The sequence below is a fragment of the Dokdonella sp. genome, assembly GCF_019634815.1.
Classification (GTDB): Bacteria; Pseudomonadota; Gammaproteobacteria; order Xanthomonadales; family Rhodanobacteraceae; genus Dokdonella_A.
Genome location: NZ_JAHCAP010000008.1, coordinates 1 through 16,635 on the forward strand (window position 1 = coordinate 1; position 16,635 = coordinate 16,635).

Below are 16,635 nucleotides of genomic sequence, written 5' to 3' on the forward strand. Positions count from 1 at the left end.
CTTCACGATCGGCGGCGCGGTCAGTGGCCTCACCGCGGCGGGCCTCAAGCTCTCGCTCAACACCGGCGCGCAGCTGCTCGATGTGCCGGCCAATGCGACGGGTTACGTGTTTGCCAATCCGATCAGTGATGGCTCGGCCTACAACGTCGGCATCGTCACCCAGCCGGCCGGCCTGACCTGCTCGGTCAGCAACCACAGCGGCACGGTGGCGGGCGCCAATGTCACCAACGTGGACATCAGCTGCGTGCCGTTCGTGGCCAGCTACACGGTGGGTGGTTCGATCATCGGCCTGAGCGCGAATGGTCTGCAGCTCTCGCTCAACGCGGGCGCGCAGACGATCTCGGTCACCTCGGGCGTGACGGCATTCACCTTCCCGACCGGTCTGGCCAACGGTGCAGCCTATGCGGTCACCGTGCAGACCCAGCCGAGCGGACTGGTCTGCTTTGCGCAGAACGCCGGCGGCACGATCGCGGGCGCCAATGTCACCAACGTGGTGATCGACTGCAGCGACCGCATCTTCGCGGACGGCTTCGAGACGCCCTGAAGTCACACTCAGCGTGAACTTTGCAAGCCGCAGGCCTCGTGCCTGCGGCTAATTGTTCGGCACTGCGCAGGCGCGGGCCATGCCGCGCACGTCAGCCATTCGTTGCAGAAGGGTGGCGGCTCCGCCAGCCGATCTCCGGCACCCGAATCACCTGCTACCGTTGCTTCCTTCCGGACCTGGCGGGATTTGCAGGCTATCGTCGCGAAGGAACCGACGGAGCCACCATGAAACTGCACGTGCTCACCGGCACGGACGGGGAATGGGTGAGGGTCGAATGTGCCCGGCGCTTCCTGTGCCTCGCGCTCCGGGCGGCTTCGCCGTGCAAATCGGCTCCTGCCGATTTGTCGAACCCGCATCTTCCAATCACAAAATCTGGCGGAGAGGGCGGGATTCGAACCCGCGAAGCAGTTTGACCCGCTTACACACTTTCCAGGCGTGCTCCTTCAACCACTCGGACACCTCTCCAGAATCTTGAATCCAACGGCAAATCCAGCGTTGGGCGGGATTGCTCGGTGCTTCCTGCACCTCGCCCCTCGCTACGCTCAGGGCCAGCCTGCGGCTGTCCAAATTTGTTCCAGACAAATTTGTCGAACCCGCGAAGCAGTTTGACCCGCTTACACACTTTCCAGGCGTGCTCCTTCAACCACTCGGACACATCTCCGTATTTCGTGAGCCCTCCATTGCATCGCCAATGGAGTGCTTCAAATTCGATCTCCCGCTTGCAACTTCAACATCGAACCGCACACAGGGCGGGATCGAGTCTGCAGGGCGCGCGAGGATACTAGGCGCGGCGCGGCCAGACAAGCAGAAGGCGTGGCGGAGCGCGGTGATGGCGCCCACGTTGCTACAATCAGGCACTTCGCCCGGGAATGTCCATGTCGTATCAGGCTCTTGCACGCAAATGGCGGCCGCGCCGGTTTTCCGAACTGGTCGGACAGGAGCATGTCGTGCGCGCGCTTACCCATGCACTCGACAGTGGCCGACTCCATCACGCTTTCCTGTTCACCGGCACGCGCGGCGTCGGCAAGACCACGATCGCGCGGATCTTTGCCAAGTCGCTCAATTGCGACAAGGGACCGACTTCGGCGCCGTGCGGCGAGTGCAGTGCCTGCGCCGAGATCGATGCAGGCCGTTTCGTTGATCTGCTGGAGATCGACGCGGCCAGCAATACCGGCATCGACAATGTGCGCGAGCTGATCGACAACGCGCAGTACGCGCCGACCCGGGGGCGCCACAAGGTCTACCTCATCGACGAAGTCCACATGCTCTCGCGGAGCGCCTTCAACGCGCTGCTGAAGACGCTCGAAGAACCGCCGCCGCATGTGAAATTCCTGCTCGCGACCACCGATCCGCAGAAGTTGCCGGTGACGGTGCTGTCACGTTGCATCAAGTTCAATCTCAAGCGGCTTTCGCCTGAACAGATCGGCGGGCAGATGCGCCATATCCTCGGCGCCGAGCAGGTGGCTTTCGACGACGAGGCGCTCGAAGTGCTGGCGCTCGCCGCGGACGGCTCGTTGCGTGATGGCCTGTCCCTGCTCGATCAGGCGATCGCGCACGGCGGCGGCGCCCTGCACGCGGCCGAGGTGCATGCGATGCTCGGCACGGTCGAGCGCGCCAAGGTGCAGGCCTTGTTGGCGCTGCTCGCGCGCGGCGATGCCCATGCCTTGCTCGACGAGGTCGAACACATTGCCGGGTTTGCGCCGGATTTCACCCAGGTGCTCGATGAGCTCGCGGGTCTCTTGCATCGACTGCAACTGGCGCAGTTGCTCGGTGAGTCGGCTGATGTCTCGCTGCGCGAGCTCGCTGCGCAGGTCGCGCCACAGGATGTGCAGCTCTGGTACCAGATGGCGGTGACAGGACGCCGCGACCTGCCGCTGGCGCCGACGCCGCGGGTGGGCTTCGAAATGTGTCTGCTGCGCATGCTGGCGTTTGCGCCAGCCGATGGCGCGGATGCGAAGTCGTCTCCGGCCCCCGCGCGAGTCACGCGGGATGCGGGCGGGGCAGGGGGTGGCGAAACGCGCAGCACACCCAGCGCACGTACGCAGCCAGTCATCGCGGCACCGCAGCCCCAGCGCGCGGAGCAACCGGATTTGGCAGCGGGAGATGCGCCGAGCTCCTGGGCCGAACTGATCGAACGCGCGCAGTTGCGCGGTCCGGTCGGGCAATTGGCACAGCAGGCAAGCCTGATCGCGATCGATGGTGGGCAAGTGCGCCTGGCGATGGCGCCCGCGCATGACCATCTGGTCAGCCCGATGCTGGTCGAGCAACTGGAGACGCGCCTGGGCGAAGTGCTCGGCCGCAAGCTGCGCGTGCGTTTCGAGCGTGCCAGCGAAAGCGCGCAGGCGCAGGCGCCCGCACGTCAACGCGAACAAGCCGAATCAGCACGTCAATCGGCTGCCGAGGCGGCAATGCAGGATGATCCACTGGTACGTTCGTTGCTCGAAACCTTCGATGCGCGGGTCGTACCCAACAGCGTGCGGCCGATCGAGCCGCGGCAGTCGTGAAGGAGTTTCGATGAAAGGTCCACTCGCGGGTTTGATGCAACAGGCGCAGCGCATGCAGGAACAGATGCAGCGCGCGCAGGCCGAGATTGCCCAGGCCGAGGTCACAGGGCAGGCCGGCGGCGGCCTGGTCAGCGTGCGCATGAGCGGCGCACACGAGGTGCGCGGCGTGACGATCGACCGCAAGTTGTTCGCCGACGATGCCGAGATGGCCGAGGATCTGGTCGCCGCGGCATTCAACGATGCGGTCAACAAGGTCGCGGCATTGAGCAAGGAACGACTCGGTGGCATGACTGCGGGCATGAACCTTCCGCCCGGATTCAAATTGCCGTTCTGATCCGCCTCGCATTCGCTGCGTCACCGCAACATTGAACAGGTCGTCATCCCGGCAGCACATGAAGTGATGCCTGGGCGTGCAGACGCCATCACCGCTCCCGTCTTCCATTCATGGCCTTTGCATGTCGTCCTCATCGCTATTAGCCGACCTCATCGAAGCCTTGCGCTGCCTGCCCGGAGTCGGTGCCAAGACCGCGCAGCGGATGGCCTTCCACGTGCTCGAGCGCGATCGCGCAGGTGCACGGCGTCTTGCCGAGCAGCTGCTGCTTGCGGTCGAGCGCATCGGCAATTGCACGCGCTGTCGCACCTTCAGTGAAGAGACCGTGTGTGCGACCTGTGCCAGCCAGGCACGCGACCGCAGCCTGCTGTGCGTGGTCGAGACCGCGATCGATCAACTGGCAATCGAACAGGCGACGGGATTCCGCGGTCAGTATTTCGTGCTGCTGGGTCGGCTGTCGCCGCTGGATGGCATCGGTCCGGCCGAGCTGGGGCTGGACATGCTTGCCAATCGCCTCGCGGAAGGCGAAGTACAGGAGTTGATTGTCGCCACCAATCCGACGGTAGAAGGCGAAGCCACCGCGCACATGCTCGCCCAGCTCGCGCAGGCGGCCAAGGTGCGCGCGAGTCGTCTCGCGCATGGAGTGCCACTGGGCGGCGAACTCGAGTTCATCGATCGAGGTACGCTGGCGCATGCCTTTGGTGGCCGCCAGACGCTGTGATGCAGATGGCTTGCGCACCTGCGTCCAAGCTGCGAGCCTTCGCCTGTTCGTTCGGATCACGGCGCCTTCATGTCTGACACCCTGTTCACCAAGATCGTCAACCGTGAAATCCCTGCCGACATCGTCTACGAAGACGACGAGGTGCTCGCCTTCCGTGACATTGCGCCCAAGGCGCCGGTGCACGTGCTGTTCATTCCCAAGCGTGCGATCGCGACGCTCAATGATCTTGGCGAGGCCGACGTGCTGTTGATCGGCAAGCTCATCCTTGCCGCGACGCGCTGGGCCAAGGCGCAGGGTTTTGCCGACAAGGGCTATCGACTGGTCAGCAACTGCAACCGAGACGGCGGGCAGACCGTGTTCCACATCCATGTGCACCTGCTTGCCGGGCGCATGCTGGAATGGCCGCCCGGCTGAAGCCGCCGATCGCGGGTTTCAATGCCTCAGTGGCGGCGGTTGAGGCGGACGTGACGGCACCTGTGGTGTCGCGCGCGGCATGTCGCGATGCCCCGGACGGTGGTGAATGATGACCGGTGGCGCGCCCCAGTACGGACCCCAGCCCCAACCCCAACCCCAGGATCCGCGCCAGCCCGGACCCATCATCCACGGGTCGTACCACGGGTCGGCGACATAGACAGGACGCTTGGGCCAGAGATGGATCGAGGTCGCCGCGACCCGCGGATAGGTGTAGTCGAAGGCCCCGACCTTGCCGACTTCACTGCCGGTGATCTGGCCGACCACGGTGAGATCGCGGCCACGCGCATAAAGCTCGGGTTCGAAGAAGCCCGCGTGGCAGGCGATGAAGCGCCCGCCGCTGCTGTCCTTGCTGCGCATCGGTCGGGCCGAAACGTCGAGCGGACGCGACAGTATCTCGAAGCAAGTCGAATCCGCAGCGGGTTCGACCTTGATGATTTCTCCACCCCAGCGCACCGGACCGGCGGGCGGCACGGCCAGCGCATCGCGTGGCGTGGTCTGCGCATACTTGCCTTGCAGCGACTTGGGCACCGTGGCGCAAGCGCCAAGCAAGACACTCACCATCGCAATCAGCAGCAGCTTGTTCATGGCGAATCCCGTCTGTAGCGGCCGGTCTTGATCAGCCTGGAGATCTTACGCAGACGTGCCTGAACGATGCGCCGTCGCAGATGGCGGCGCGACCACGCCAGCGTCTGGCGTCGCAAGGTCTCGACGGCGGCGGCCGGCGGCACGCTCATCGCATAGCGCAGCTGTGCATAGTCGCGCACCAATGGCTGCATCGATTGCGCCAAGTCTGCATCGCAAGCCCGCACGCGTTGCTGCAGCGTGAGCGGTCCATCGCTGGCGGCCAGCTCGATTTCGGCGCGGACAAGTTGTCGGCGCAGGCGCCACCAGAGCCGGTCGAGCGCATCGCCCCGCTCGGGCGGCGGCTCGCGCATTGCCCACCAGGCGCCCAGCATCAACATCAGGCTGAACACGCCAGCGAGCATCAACAGCAGGTTGCCACCCACGCGGTCGGCAAGTCCGAATTCGCTGAGCACCGCGCGCTGGCGCATTGCATCGAAGCGCACGACGCCTTGCGTCCACCAGCGGTTGACGATGTCGATGTGGTTGCGCAGCGAACGCAGCCAGTCGGCCTGCGCCCAATTGGCTGCGTCATTGACCTGGGACGCTCCCTGCTCGATCCGTCCCGGCGCCACTGCCGCGGTCGGATCGATGCGCAGCCAGCCACGGCCATCGCGCCAGATTTCGGCCCAGGCATGTGCGTCGGACTGGCGCACCAGCAGATAGCGGCCGGCATCGCTCCACCAGCCGCCCTGATAGCCGGTGACGACACGCGCAGGAATCCCGGCTGCGCGCATCAGGAAGACGAAGGCCGAGGCATAGTGCTCGCAAAAACCGCTCCGGGTATCGAACAGGAACTCGTCAATCGAATCGCGCCCGAGCAACGGCGGGCTGAGCGTGTAGGTGAAACTGGAATGGAACATCGCCAGTGCGCGCTGCACGAGTTCGGCATCGTCTGTCGATTCGTGTCGCCAGCTTGCCGCCAGCTGCCTGGCGCGTGACCCGACGCCGGGTGGCAGGCGCAGCAGGCGCTCGCGTTGGTTGCGCGCAAGTCGTGCAGCGCCAGCGGGCGCGAGACGTGAGCGCACGCGGTATTCGCGCAGGTGCGTGACCAGCTGGCTGGCGACCAGGACCTCGTCGGTGGTGAGGAAGGCATCGCGCGGCGCGGTGATCGGCGTGTCGAGGGCGGGCAGCCAGCGCTGTTGAGTTGGCTCCAAAGTGATCGTGTAGTCGATCCACGGGACCTGCGTGTCGCGCACGGGCGCGACATCGTGCTGGATGCCGGCGCGCGCCCGGGTCCAGGTGGTGCCGTCGAAATCACTGAGGACGAGGGTGCGGAAATACTGCGCGCTCGGAGGTGGCGCGCGGCCTTCGAAGGCAATGCGAAAGGCTGGCGAATCATCCGACATGAGATCGGTGAACTGTCCCGGAGCCATCGTCTCGGACAAGCCGGTGCGGGCTTGCGAACCGGCATTGGGCGCGCCCCACAAGGGCGAGGCGAGCCTGGGCACGAGGACGAAACTCGCCAGCGCGAGCGGCAACGCCAGCACGATCAAGCGCAGGCCGAGCGCCAGGGACGCGCGCAATGGTCGGGCGTCTGGCAGTGGCGCGGGCTCGAGGCGATTGAGCGTGGCCAGCAACAGCACCAGCACGGCGCACACCAGCAGGGTGAAGAGCAAGCCCTGGTCAAACAACAGCGCCGACATCAGCACGAAGGCGGAAAACCCGAGCGCGACCCGTGCATCGCGTGGCGTTTCGGTTTCCAGCAGCTTGAGGGCGAGCAAACCGCAGCCGAAGGCGCTGCCGCTGTCGCGCCCGAACACCGTGCCATAGTCGAGGATGATCGCAATCAGCAAGCCGACAGCGAGCAACAGGCGCAGCCAGGCCGGCGGTTTGCCGGGGCGCCGCCGGCGCAGCAGCACGCGCGCGGCGACCAGAATGCCGAGCAGTGGTGCAAGCCAGATCGGTACATGTGCGAGATGGGTGCCGATCGCGGCCAGGATCGTGATCGCGAGCAGGGTGAAGCGCGGGGCGCCGAGCAGTGGCTTGCTCATGTGCGTTCCGCATGCGGCAGCAGCGCCAAGGCGCGCATGCACGTGCGTCGATGCTCGGGGCCGGCGCCCGGACCCAGGCTCGTTTCGGGCAAGCGCAGCGACCAGGGGCGATGCGAGCCATCGGCCGCGGCCACCCAGGCAGCGAGGCGACGGATGCGCGCTTCATGGTTCAACCCGGTGAGCGCGGCATAGTCGAGTGCGAGTGCCGCGCCCGCGCGGAATTCGTTCTCGCGCACCAGCAGCCGGTCGTGGCGCAGCGATGCCTTCCACGCAATCAATCGACGCGCATCGTTGCTGCGATAGTCGCGCAGGCCGGCCAATTCCTCGGCCTCGCCGCTCATGTTGCGCTCTCCTTGCTCGCCGCTACCGTCAGGCAAGGGTGGCGCATCGGTTTCAAGCGCCGGAAATACCAGCAAGGCCACGTCGGGATGCGCCCAGCTCCAGATGTGGAACAGGCCAAGCGGATACTCGGTCCAAAGGCGCAGCCGTCCGCAACTGTTCCATCCGCGGCGTGCCGGTGTCCACGGCAGGTCAACCCACCCCGCGGAGTCGGCGGGCAGGGCAAAGGCGATGTCCGTTTCGCCCTTTCGCACCCGCAGGCTCGCCCGGGCGCGGCGCGCGGGCGCAAAGCACAGACGAATGTGCGTCGGATCGCCCGCATGGACCTCGCCGATGCGCAATTGCTCGAGGCGCAGCCCACTCATGGCGCGGAAACCGATGAACAGGCTGATGCCCGCGCTGGCGCCGAGCAGGCATGTCATCAGCAGGGCCGCGTTGTTGCCGTAGTTGAGGGCGCCCAGCAGCATCACGAACAGCAACAAGGCAAAGCCGAGTGCGAAGCGCGTCGGCAGCACGTAGATGCGCCGGCGGTCAAGTTGCAGTGGCAAGGCCTCGGGTTCACGCAGGCGCGTCAGGGCCGGCAAGCGCCGTTCGGCCCAGGCCAGCAGCCGGTTGCGTGCGGCGGCCAGCGACGGATTCATGGTTCAGCGTACCGCGGTGGTGGCGAGCAGGCGCTGCGCCAGGCGCGGGCGATCAAGCCGCGCCGACGCCGCAGCCACCAGGCGATGCTCGGCGACCTGCACGAATACCGCCTGCACGTCTTCGGGCAGGCTGTGGTCACGACCTTCGAGCATGGCGTGGGCGCGCGCGGCCGCAAGCAGGGCAAGGCCTGCGCGTGGCGACAAACCCACGGCAATGTCGGCGTCGGCCCGACTGGCTGCCAACAAGGCTTGCACGTATTCGATCAGCGCCGGACTGGTGACGATGCGCCGGCAGGCCTCCCGCAGCTGCAGGATCTGCGCCGCCGAGAGGCAGGGCTTGAGACTGGCCACCAGTTCGCGCCGGTCGCCGCTGCCGAGCATCGCGCGTTCGGCCTCTCGATCCGGATAACCCAGGCTCAAGCGCAGCATGAAGCGGTCGAGCTGTGAATCGGGCAGCGGCCAGGTGCCGGCCATGTCGAGTGGGTTCTGCGTGGCGATCACGAAAAATGGCACATCGAGCTTGTGCGTGACACCATCGACCGTGGCCTGTTCCTCGGCCATCGCTTCGAGCAGCGCACTCTGCGTGCGCGGCATCGCGCGGTTGATTTCGTCGGCCAGCAGCAGCTGCGTGAACAGCGGGCCGGGATGAAACTGGAAGCGATTGGACTCGCGTTCGAAGATGCCCACGCCGATGATGTCGCCGGGCAACAGGTCGGCGGTGAACTGGATGCGCTGGAAGCCGAGCCCCAGCGTGGCGGCCATCGCATGGGCGAGCGTGGTCTTGCCCACGCCCGGCATGTCTTCGATCAGCAAATGGCCGCCGGCCAGCAGGCAGGTGAAGGCGAGTTTCACCTCGCGGCGCTTGCCCAGCACGACTGAATTGACCTGGGCCACCGCCCGTGCGAGTGATGCGTGGAGCTGCGTGTCGGCGTTGGCTTGATCGTTCATCGGGAGCACGTTGGGTCGGATCGGCATGCAGACAATACGGCATGCGTGAAATTCCTACAGCCTGCAAGGACAGGTGCCGACTTGCCGCTGGCACGCCCTTGCGGCACTCTGCGCCGCCGTGCCCGCCTCTGTGTTGGCGGCGCCGCACTTCGAGGAATCGGGTTACATGTTTCGTCCGCTGGAAGTCTTCATCGGCCTGCGCTACACGCGCGCCAAGCGGCGCAACCACTTCATTTCCTTCATTTCGCTTGTGTCCATTCTCGGTATCGCCGTCGGTGTGACCGCGCTGATCACCGTGATCTCGGTGATGAACGGATTCGACGGCGAACTCAAGCAACGCATTCTGGGCATGGTGTCACACGCCACCATCGAGGGCGTGGACACCACGGTGCGCGACTGGCCCCAGGCGATCGAGCACGCACGGAAAAACCCGCACGTGATCGGCGCCGCACCCTATGTCGAAGGCCAGGCGCTGTTGCAGGGCGTGCGCACCAGCGGAGCCTTGGTCCGTGGCATCGAGCCGAAACTTGAAACCACGGTGTCCGATGTCGGCTCGCACATGGTGGCAGGCTCGCTCGACGGCCTTGTCGAAGGCAAGTTCGGTATCGTGCTGGGCCAGGAACTGGCGCAAGGCCTCGGTGTGGCTCTGGGCGATTCGGTGGTGGTCTACACGCCGAGCTTCAGCGTCACGCCGATCGGCGCCATTCCGCGCAGCAAGCGCATGACCGTGGTTGGCATCTTTGCCGCCGGCATGCAGGAATTCGACTCGGGGCTGGCCTTGATGCAAATGCACGATGCGCAGGTGCTGTACCGGCTCGACGGACCAACCGGCATACGCCTCAAGCTCGACGACATGTTCCGCGCCTGGTCGGTTGCGCGCGAAATCGGCAAGGATCTCGCCGCCAATCTCGGCGGCAACTACTACCGCGTCACCGACTGGATGCAAGGCCACAGCAATTTCTTCAAGGCCGTGGCGATGGAGAAGAAGGTGATGTTCCTGATCTTGTCGCTGATCGTCGCGGTGGCAGCCTTCAATCTCGTCTCGACGCTGGTCATGCTGGTGCAGGACAAGCAGGCCGACATCGCGATCCTGCGCACGCTGGGCCAGAGCCCGCGCAGCATCATGGGCACCTTCATGGTGCAGGGCATCCTCGTGGGCGCGCTTGGCATCGGGCTGGGCGTCTTGTTCGGCGTGCTGCTCGCGCTGAATTTGCCGGAACTGGTGCGCTGGATCGAGCACACTTTCCACGTCACCTTCCTCTCGCCCGATGTCTACTACATCAGCGAGTTGCCCAGCGACCTGCACTGGAACGACGTGATCTGGATCACGCTGACCGCCTTCGTGTTCTGCGTTCTGGCGACACTCTATCCGGCCTGGCGTGCGGCACGCACCCAGCCCGCCGCGGCGCTGCGCTATGAGTGACGTGCCCGTGCCAGCGATGCAAGCAAGCCTTCCGCAAGTACTGCGTGCGAGCGACATCGCCAAGACCTATGCGGAAGGCTCGCTGCGCACCGAGGTGCTGCGCCATGTCGACCTCTCGGTCGCGCGCGGCGAGACCGTCGCGATCATCGGCGCTTCGGGCTCGGGCAAGAGCACCCTGCTGCACATCCTCGGCGGGCTGGATGCGCCCAGCGCGGGCGAGGTCGTCGTAGACGGTGAGGTGATGTCGCGCCTGTCCGACCGGGCGCGCGGCGAGCTGCGCAACCGCGCGCTCGGATTCGTCTACCAGTTTCATCACCTCTTGCCCGAATTCACTGCGGTCGAAAACGTCTGCATGCCATTGCTGATCCGGGGCACTGCGATCGCGCAGGCGCGTGAGCGCGCGACGACCTTGCTCGAGCGGGTCGGGCTGGGCGCGCGATTCGAACACAAGCCGGGCGAACTCTCGGGTGGCGAACGCCAGCGTTGCGCAGTCGCCCGCGCGCTGGTGACGCAGCCTGCCTGCCTGCTCGGCGATGAGCCGACCGGAAATCTGGACGAGCGCAATGCGCACCAGGTCTACGAACTCATGCTTGAGCTCAATCGCGAGATCGGCACAGCCTTGGTTCTGGTGACTCACGATCCGGCGCTGGCGGCACGCGCCGATCGCGTGCTCGAACTCAAGGCGGGCAGCCTGCAGGCAGTGGAGTTACAACGACGCTGAAGGGATGCGCATGGGCAGGGAGCCGATCACATCGTCGATGCAAGTTCCGCTGCTTGGCGTGGCCGCGGCCTCGGCGATGCTGCTGGGCACTTTGTGCGTGCATGTGCTGCCGAAGTTGCCCGTGCCGTGGTCGTCCGCGCTGCTGGCGTGCAGCGCGCTGGCCCTGCTCGTGCATCCGCGTACACGCCTGCCGGCATGGTGTGTGCTCGGCTTCGCCTGGTGCGCGCTGCGCGCCGACCTGACCTTGCAGGCGCGCCTGCCAAGGGCGCTGGAAGGCCGCGATTTCATCGTCATCGGTACACTTGAAGGCTTGCCGCTGCGCCGCGCGGATGCCACGCGCTTTGCGCTGCGCGTCGAATCGGCGCGGCTCGATGACGCGATCGTGCCGTTGCGCGGCCTGCTGCGCCTGTCCTGGTACGAAGACGCGCCCGACGATCTCGCCGCCTGCAGCCGCTGGCAACTGCGCCTGCGCCTCAAACGCCCGCGCGGGCTGGTCAACCCGGGCGGTCACGACAGCGAACGGCAGGCGCTCGAGCGCGGCATCGTCGCGGTGGGCTATGTGCGCGAGGATGCCGCCAACCGCATGCTTGGCCGCCGTCCGCTCTGTGTCGATGGCCTGCGCGAACGACTCTCGGCGCAGATCGCCGCGCGCGTGAGCGATCCGCACGATGCAGCCTTGCTGCAGGCTTTTGCGATCGGCGATACGCGCGGGCTCGACAGCAGCGACTGGCGCGTCGCGCGCATCAACGGCATTCCGCACCTGATCGCGATTTCCGGCTTCCATGTCGGCGTGGCTGGCGCGTTCGGTGCGGCGCTGGCGTGGCTGCTGTGGAGTCTGTGGCCGCGGTGGGGCCTGCGCATCGCCTTCCCGCAGGCACAGGCGCTGGCGACGCTCGTCACGGCCACGCTGTACGGCATCCTCGCGGGTGGCAGCCTGCCTACCGTGCGCACCCTGCTGATGATTGCGGTGTTCGCGCTCACGCGTCTGCTCCGGCGCAATGCCGGTGGCCCGCACACACTCGCGCTCGCACTGTTGTCGGTGCTCGTCTTCGATCCACTGGCCACGCTCGCGCCGGGTTTCTGGCTGTCCTTCGTCGGCGTGGCCTTCCTCATGCTGTGTCTCGTGCGCGGCGAGCGCTCGGTTCCCGGTTTCCTGCGTGAGCTGAGCGCCGGCCAGATCGTCATGACGGTCGCGCTGCTGCCGCTGGGCGTGTGGTTTTTCGGCGAGGCCTCGCTGGTGGGCGCGTTTTCCAATCTCATCGCGGTGCCGCTGGTGAGTTTCGTGATCGTGCCGCTGTGCCTGCTGGGCACCTTGGCGCTGTTGCTGGCACCTGTATTGGCAGGCCCGCCGCTGTTGCTCGCGGCGTGGATTTCGCATGGGCAGTGGGCGCTGCTGGAATGGGCGGCGCGCTGGCCCGGCGCGCATGGCTATCTGCCGGCGCCTGCGCCATGGGCATTGGTGCTGGCGATGGGCGGCGCGCTGTGGCTGTTCCTGCCACGTGGTTTTCCCGCACGCGGCCTCGGTCTCGTGCTGTTCCTGCCCTTGTTGTTGCCGCGACAGGCGCTGCCGGAACCGGGTGCGTTCGAAGTGATGGTCATCGACGTGGGGCAAGGTCTGTCGGTGCTCGTGCGCACGCAGCGCCACGCGCTGCTCTACGACGCCGGTGCACGCTTTCCTTCCGGCTTCGATCTGGGCGAGGCGGCCGTCTTGCCGAGCCTGCATGCCTTGGGCGTACGCAAGCTCGATGTACTAGTCGTCAGCCACGGTGACAACGACCATGCCGGCGGCAGCGCCGCGGTCACGCGCGAACTGCCACCCGCGCAGATCCTGTCCGGCGAGCCGGCGCGCATCGAAGTCGACAGCCAAGCGTGCATCGCGGGACAGGCGTGGCACTGGGAGGGCGTCGAGTTCCGCATGCTCGGCCCCGCTGCCGGCAGGCCGGTGCCAAGCGCGGGCAACGACCGCTCCTGCGTGCTGCTCGTGAGCGGGCAGGGCGGCCGCCTGCTGCTGCCCGGCGACATCGGCAGCACGCTCGAACCGACAGTCTCCAGCGCAGTCGGCGTCGGTCCGCCGCTCGTGCTCGTGGTGCCGCACCACGGCAGCCGGCGCTCATCGAGCACGGCCTTCCTGCAGGCGCTCTCGCCGGTGCTGGCGGTGGTCTCGGCCGGCTGGCGCAACCGCTTCCACCACCCCGCCGCGCAAACCGTGCAGCGCTATGCCGCGGCAGGCATCGCGCTGGAAAACACCGCATCCGCGGGCGCGCTCACGCTGGAGTTCCCTGCTGACGCGGCGCCGCGACTGGCGGGCCGCGAACGCGAGCGGCGGCATCGGTACTGGCGTGAGTGAATGCCGCCGTGCAGGCCGCGTGCACCGCGCCGCCGACGAGCACTGAAAGCAGTGGTCGCGCTGGTATGATCGCAGCGGTCGCCGTGCCCGAGGCATGGCGATCCTGATTGGACGGACCAAAGGTGCTGCGTGCTGGAACTCCTGCTTGCCGGCGGCTGGGCGATGGTGCCCATCCTGTTCTGCTCCGCGATCGCGCTGGCGATCATCCTCGAACGTTTCTGGACGCTGCGCCGCAAGGCGATCGTCCCGTCCGGCCTCGGTGACGAGGTGCGGCAGTGGGCGCGCTCACGATCGCTCGATCCCGGCCACCTCGATGCCCTGCGCACCAATTCGCCGCTGGGTGAACTGCTCGCCGCTGCGCTGTCGGTGCGCAACCGTCCACGCGAGGTGATCAAGGAGCGCGTCGAGGATACGGGGCGTCATGTCGTGCATCGGCTCGAACGTTTCCTTGTCACGCTCGGCACCATCGCATTGGTTTCGCCGCTGCTCGGTCTGCTGGGCACGGTGTTCGGCTTGATCCGCATGTTCTTCGCGGTGATGGTCAGCGGCGTGGGCGATCCGATGAAGATGGCTGGTGGCATCGGCGAGGCCTTGATCTGCACCGCCGCGGGTTTGTGCGTGGCGATTCCCGCGTATGCCTTCCATCGCTACTTCCGTGGCCGCGTGCAGGACTTGGTGGTGGAAATGGAGCGCCAGGTCTTTCTGCTCACTGATGAATTGACCGCAGCCAGTGAAGTCGCGCCTGCTGCGCCAGCGGCGGCAGCCGCGCCACGGGTCGCGCCGCGCCCGGCGCCGGCCAAGGTTTGAGGCTCGCGTGCGCATTGCCGGTGGCCGCCGCGAGGATGACTTCGAGATCAACGTGATCTCGCTGATCGACGTCCTGCTCACCTTGTTGATGTTTTTCGTGCTCACCACGACCTTCGTGCAGCATTCGCGCATGCAAGTAACGCTGCCGCAGGCCGACAGCCACGAGAGCGAGGTCACGCGTGATGCCTTCGTGCTGTTGATCGACCGCGACGGGCGCTTCTACATCGACAACAACGAAGTGCTCAATCCGAGCCTGGACTCGCTCAAGGAGAGCATCGGCCGCTTGGCTGGCGAAGACCATGATCGGCCGGTAATCCTGCGCGCCGATGCACTGACGCCGCATCAGGCGGTGGTTACGGCAATGGATGCGCTGGCCCAGCTCGGCTTCACGCACCTGTCGATCGCCACTACCCAACCGACTACGACGGCGGGCAAATGAACGCGCATCGCGCTGCGCAGGCCTCCGGCGCGGCGTTGTATGCGCGCCTGCTTGGGTACGCGCGGCGCTATTGGCCGGTCGCGGTGCTGGTGGTGCTGGCGATGGTGATCGACGCAGCTTGCATGGGCCTGTTTGCGCAATCGATCAAGCCAATGCTCGATGATCTGTTCGTGGCGCGTGATCCACGGACGATTTTCTGGATGCCGATCGCGATCGTGGCAATTTTCCTCGTGCGCAGCATCGCGGTGTACGTGACCGACTATGGCACGGCCTACATCGGTCGCGGCGTGGTGCAGCAATTGCGCCAGCAGGTGTTTGATCAGTATTTGCGCCTGCCGACCTCGTTTTTCGCCAGCGAGCCATCCGGGCACCAGATCGCGCGCGTCACCTACACCGCCGAGCAGGTGGCGCAGGCCTCGACGGATTCGGTCAAGATCGCAGTGGTCGATGGCTTGAGTGTCGTGCTCTACGTGCTGGTGATGCTCAATTCGAGCGTGCGCCTGACGCTGGCCCTGCTGGTGATGGTGCCACTGGTCGGTGCGCTGGTGGTCTACGTGGGGCGGCGCTATCGGCGCATCGGCCATCGCATCCAGGCCTCGATGGGCACGGTCAGCGGCGTGGTCGAGGAAGCGGTGTCGGCCAATCGGGAAGTCAAGGTCTACGGTGGCCAGGCATACGAGTCGGCGCGCTTCAATGCAGTGTCGGAACAGACTCGCGCGCTGGGCGTCAAGGTTGCGGCTACCAATGGCCTGTCAAGCTCGATGATCCAGTTGATCGCCGCGATTTCGCTCGCATTGATCATCTTCTTCGCCACCCGTCCGTCGATGCTGCACAGCCTGTCACCGGGCGCTTTCACGGCCTTGATCATGGCGATGGGCGGCATCCTGCCTTCGCTCAAGCGTCTGACCACGGTGCAGGCGAATCTGCAGCGGGGACTGGCGGCGGCCGAGGAGATTTTCGCCTTGATCGATCGCCCGCCAGAAGTCGACGAGGGCACGCTCGAGATCGAGCGCGTGCATGGCGATCTGGTGCTCGATGGGGTTGGCGTGCGCTATCCCGGCGCCAATGAGCCGGCATTGCGCGAGATCGGCTTTACCTGCGCGCATGGCACGGTCACGGCGCTGGTTGGACGCTCGGGCAGTGGCAAGTCGACCTTGGCCAATCTGATTCCGCGCTTCCTCGAACCCGACTGCGGAGAAATCCTGCTCGATGGCCAGCCTTTGCGCAGGTACAAGCTTGCGAGCCTGCGCCGCCAGATTGCCTGGGTCGGACAGGGGATCACCTTGTTCGATACCAGCATCGCTCGCAACATCGCTTACGGCGCCGCGGCACAAGCCAGCGAGGCCGAAATCATTGCCGCCGCAGAAGCTGCCAATGCGATGGAATTCATCAGCGCATTGCCGCAGGGCATTCACAGCCGCGTCGGCGAGGGCGGCAGCTTGCTCTCGGGAGGGCAGCGACAACGCATCGCCATTGCCCGCGCGCTGCTCAAGAACGCGCCGATCCTGATTCTCGATGAAGCCACCAGTGCGCTCGACACCGCTTCGGAACGCCTGGTCCAGGACGCACTGCAACGCCTCATGCATGACCGCACGACGCTGGTGATTGCGCATCGCCTGTCGACGATCGAGCACGCCGATCGCATCGTCGTGCTTGATCGCGGGCGCGTGGTCGAGCAAGGCAGCCATCGTGAGCTTCTTGCACGCGGCGAACACTACGCCGCGCTGCATCGGCTGCAATTCCGCGACGAGACTCCCGTCATGCTCGGCGCTGACTGAGTG

15 protein-coding genes, 1 tRNA gene and 1 other RNA gene are annotated in these 16,635 nt (G+C 66.0%); 11 read left to right on the plus strand and 6 right to left on the minus strand.

All coding sequences use genetic code 11. The annotated features are described in order from the left end of the window. Positions 1-544, plus strand: a 544-nt coding sequence (locus KF759_RS05790; protein ID WP_291223514.1) for a hypothetical protein, incomplete at its 5' end; no start/stop codon positions are given. 119 nt (positions 545-663) lie between these two features. Here the strand turns inward: KF759_RS05790 and ffs are convergent. After that, positions 664-760: signal recognition particle sRNA small type (gene ffs, locus KF759_RS05795), an RNA gene on the minus strand. Positions 761-917: 157 nt separating this feature from the next. Continuing rightward, positions 918-1,009, minus strand: a tRNA-Ser gene (locus KF759_RS05800). Between the two features lie 410 nt (positions 1,010-1,419). Between KF759_RS05800 and dnaX the strand changes: the two genes are divergently transcribed. From dnaX to KF759_RS05820, 4 genes are all read left to right on the plus strand, one after another. Beyond that, positions 1,420-3,048, plus strand: a complete 1,629-nt coding sequence (dnaX, locus tag KF759_RS05805) for a DNA polymerase III subunit gamma/tau (RefSeq protein WP_291223516.1) — start codon at positions 1,420-1,422, stop codon at positions 3,046-3,048. Between the two features lie 10 nt (positions 3,049-3,058). After that, positions 3,059-3,382 carry a YbaB/EbfC family nucleoid-associated protein gene (locus KF759_RS05810; RefSeq protein WP_291223518.1) on the plus strand — a complete coding sequence of 108 codons (324 nt, stop codon included), beginning with the start codon at positions 3,059-3,061 and terminating at the stop codon, positions 3,380-3,382. A gap of 121 nt (positions 3,383-3,503) precedes the next feature. Further along, on the plus strand, positions 3,504-4,100 hold the full coding sequence (gene recR / locus KF759_RS05815; protein ID WP_291223520.1) for a recombination mediator RecR: 597 nt from the start codon (positions 3,504-3,506) through the stop codon (positions 4,098-4,100). A gap of 69 nt (positions 4,101-4,169) precedes the next feature. Then, on the plus strand, positions 4,170-4,514 hold the full coding sequence (locus KF759_RS05820) for a histidine triad nucleotide-binding protein (RefSeq protein ID WP_291223522.1): 345 nt from the start codon (positions 4,170-4,172) through the stop codon (positions 4,512-4,514). Between the two features lie 18 nt (positions 4,515-4,532). Here the strand turns inward: KF759_RS05820 and KF759_RS05825 are convergent, their stop codons facing one another. Genes KF759_RS05825 through KF759_RS05840 form a run of 4 tightly spaced genes read right to left on the minus strand, consistent with a single transcriptional unit; the run spans position 4,533 to position 9,117 of the window. Beyond that, positions 4,533-5,159 carry a Slp family lipoprotein gene (locus tag KF759_RS05825; RefSeq protein WP_291223524.1) on the minus strand — a complete coding sequence of 209 codons (627 nt, stop codon included), beginning with the start codon at positions 5,157-5,159 and terminating at the stop codon, positions 4,533-4,535. Next, positions 5,156-7,189 carry a DUF3488 and transglutaminase-like domain-containing protein gene (locus KF759_RS05830; RefSeq protein ID WP_291223526.1) on the minus strand — a complete coding sequence of 678 codons (2,034 nt, stop codon included), beginning with the start codon at positions 7,187-7,189 and terminating at the stop codon, positions 5,156-5,158. Before KF759_RS05830 ends, KF759_RS05825 begins: the two co-directional genes overlap by 4 nt. Continuing rightward, the gene (locus KF759_RS05835) at positions 7,186-8,169 is read right to left on the minus strand and encodes a DUF58 domain-containing protein (RefSeq protein ID WP_291223529.1); all 984 of its coding nucleotides are present in this window, start codon (positions 8,167-8,169) and stop codon (positions 7,186-7,188) included. The genes KF759_RS05830 and KF759_RS05835 overlap by 4 nt, the downstream gene beginning before the upstream one ends. Positions 8,170-8,172: 3 nt before the next feature. Continuing rightward, on the minus strand, positions 8,173-9,117 hold the full coding sequence (locus tag KF759_RS05840) for an AAA family ATPase (protein WP_291223531.1): 945 nt from the start codon (positions 9,115-9,117) through the stop codon (positions 8,173-8,175). A gap of 166 nt (positions 9,118-9,283) precedes the next feature. Between KF759_RS05840 and KF759_RS05845 the strand changes: the two genes are divergently transcribed. The 6 genes from KF759_RS05845 (at position 9,284) to msbA (ending at position 16,632) form a co-directional block, all read left to right on the plus strand. Further along, on the plus strand, positions 9,284-10,540 hold the full coding sequence (locus KF759_RS05845) for a lipoprotein-releasing ABC transporter permease subunit (protein ID WP_291223533.1): 1,257 nt from the start codon (positions 9,284-9,286) through the stop codon (positions 10,538-10,540). A gap of 16 nt (positions 10,541-10,556) precedes the next feature. Continuing rightward, positions 10,557-11,261: a lipoprotein-releasing ABC transporter ATP-binding protein LolD gene (gene lolD / locus KF759_RS05850; protein WP_291223535.1), complete on the plus strand. Its 705-nt coding sequence runs from the start codon at positions 10,557-10,559 to the stop codon at positions 11,259-11,261. A 37-nt stretch (positions 11,262-11,298) separates the two neighbouring features. Next, complete coding sequence (locus tag KF759_RS05855; RefSeq protein WP_291223536.1) at positions 11,299-13,608, plus strand: DNA internalization-related competence protein ComEC/Rec2; 2,310 nt, start codon at positions 11,299-11,301, stop codon at positions 13,606-13,608. 129 nt (positions 13,609-13,737) lie between these two features. Beyond that, positions 13,738-14,415 carry a MotA/TolQ/ExbB proton channel family protein gene (locus KF759_RS05860; RefSeq protein WP_291223538.1) on the plus strand — a complete coding sequence of 226 codons (678 nt, stop codon included), beginning with the start codon at positions 13,738-13,740 and terminating at the stop codon, positions 14,413-14,415. A 7-nt stretch (positions 14,416-14,422) separates the two neighbouring features. Continuing rightward, a complete protein-coding gene (locus KF759_RS05865) occupies positions 14,423-14,854 on the plus strand; it encodes a biopolymer transporter ExbD (RefSeq protein ID WP_291223540.1) in 432 nt (143 codons plus the stop codon). Further along, positions 14,851-16,632, plus strand: a complete 1,782-nt coding sequence (gene msbA / locus KF759_RS05870; RefSeq protein ID WP_291223541.1) for a lipid A export permease/ATP-binding protein MsbA — start codon at positions 14,851-14,853, stop codon at positions 16,630-16,632. The genes KF759_RS05865 and msbA overlap by 4 nt, the downstream gene beginning before the upstream one ends. The last annotated feature ends 3 nt before the right edge of the window (positions 16,633-16,635 follow it).

Excerpts from the sequence above, each read along its gene's own strand:
- KF759_RS05840 (WP_291223531.1), bottom strand. The coding sequence starts at position 9,117 with ATGAACGATCAAGCCAACGCCGACACGCAGCTCCACGCATCACTCGCA.
- recR (WP_291223520.1), top strand. The coding sequence starts at position 3,504 with ATGTCGTCCTCATCGCTATTAGCCGACCTCATCGAAGCCTTGCGCTGC.
- KF759_RS05830 (WP_291223526.1), bottom strand. The coding sequence starts at position 7,189 with ATGAGCAAGCCACTGCTCGGCGCCCCGCGCTTCACCCTGCTCGCGATC.
- lolD (WP_291223535.1), top strand. The coding sequence starts at position 10,557 with ATGCAAGCAAGCCTTCCGCAAGTACTGCGTGCGAGCGACATCGCCAAG.
- KF759_RS05845 (WP_291223533.1), top strand. The coding sequence starts at position 9,284 with ATGTTTCGTCCGCTGGAAGTCTTCATCGGCCTGCGCTACACGCGCGCC.
- KF759_RS05835 (WP_291223529.1), bottom strand. The coding sequence starts at position 8,169 with ATGAATCCGTCGCTGGCCGCCGCACGCAACCGGCTGCTGGCCTGGGCC.
- KF759_RS05855 (WP_291223536.1), top strand. The coding sequence starts at position 11,299 with ATGCAAGTTCCGCTGCTTGGCGTGGCCGCGGCCTCGGCGATGCTGCTG.
- KF759_RS05810 (WP_291223518.1), top strand. The coding sequence starts at position 3,059 with ATGAAAGGTCCACTCGCGGGTTTGATGCAACAGGCGCAGCGCATGCAG.
- dnaX (WP_291223516.1), top strand. The coding sequence starts at position 1,420 with ATGTCGTATCAGGCTCTTGCACGCAAATGGCGGCCGCGCCGGTTTTCC.
- KF759_RS05825 (WP_291223524.1), bottom strand. The coding sequence starts at position 5,159 with ATGAACAAGCTGCTGCTGATTGCGATGGTGAGTGTCTTGCTTGGCGCT.
- KF759_RS05820 (WP_291223522.1), top strand. The coding sequence starts at position 4,170 with ATGTCTGACACCCTGTTCACCAAGATCGTCAACCGTGAAATCCCTGCC.
- msbA (WP_291223541.1), top strand. The coding sequence starts at position 14,851 with ATGAACGCGCATCGCGCTGCGCAGGCCTCCGGCGCGGCGTTGTATGCG.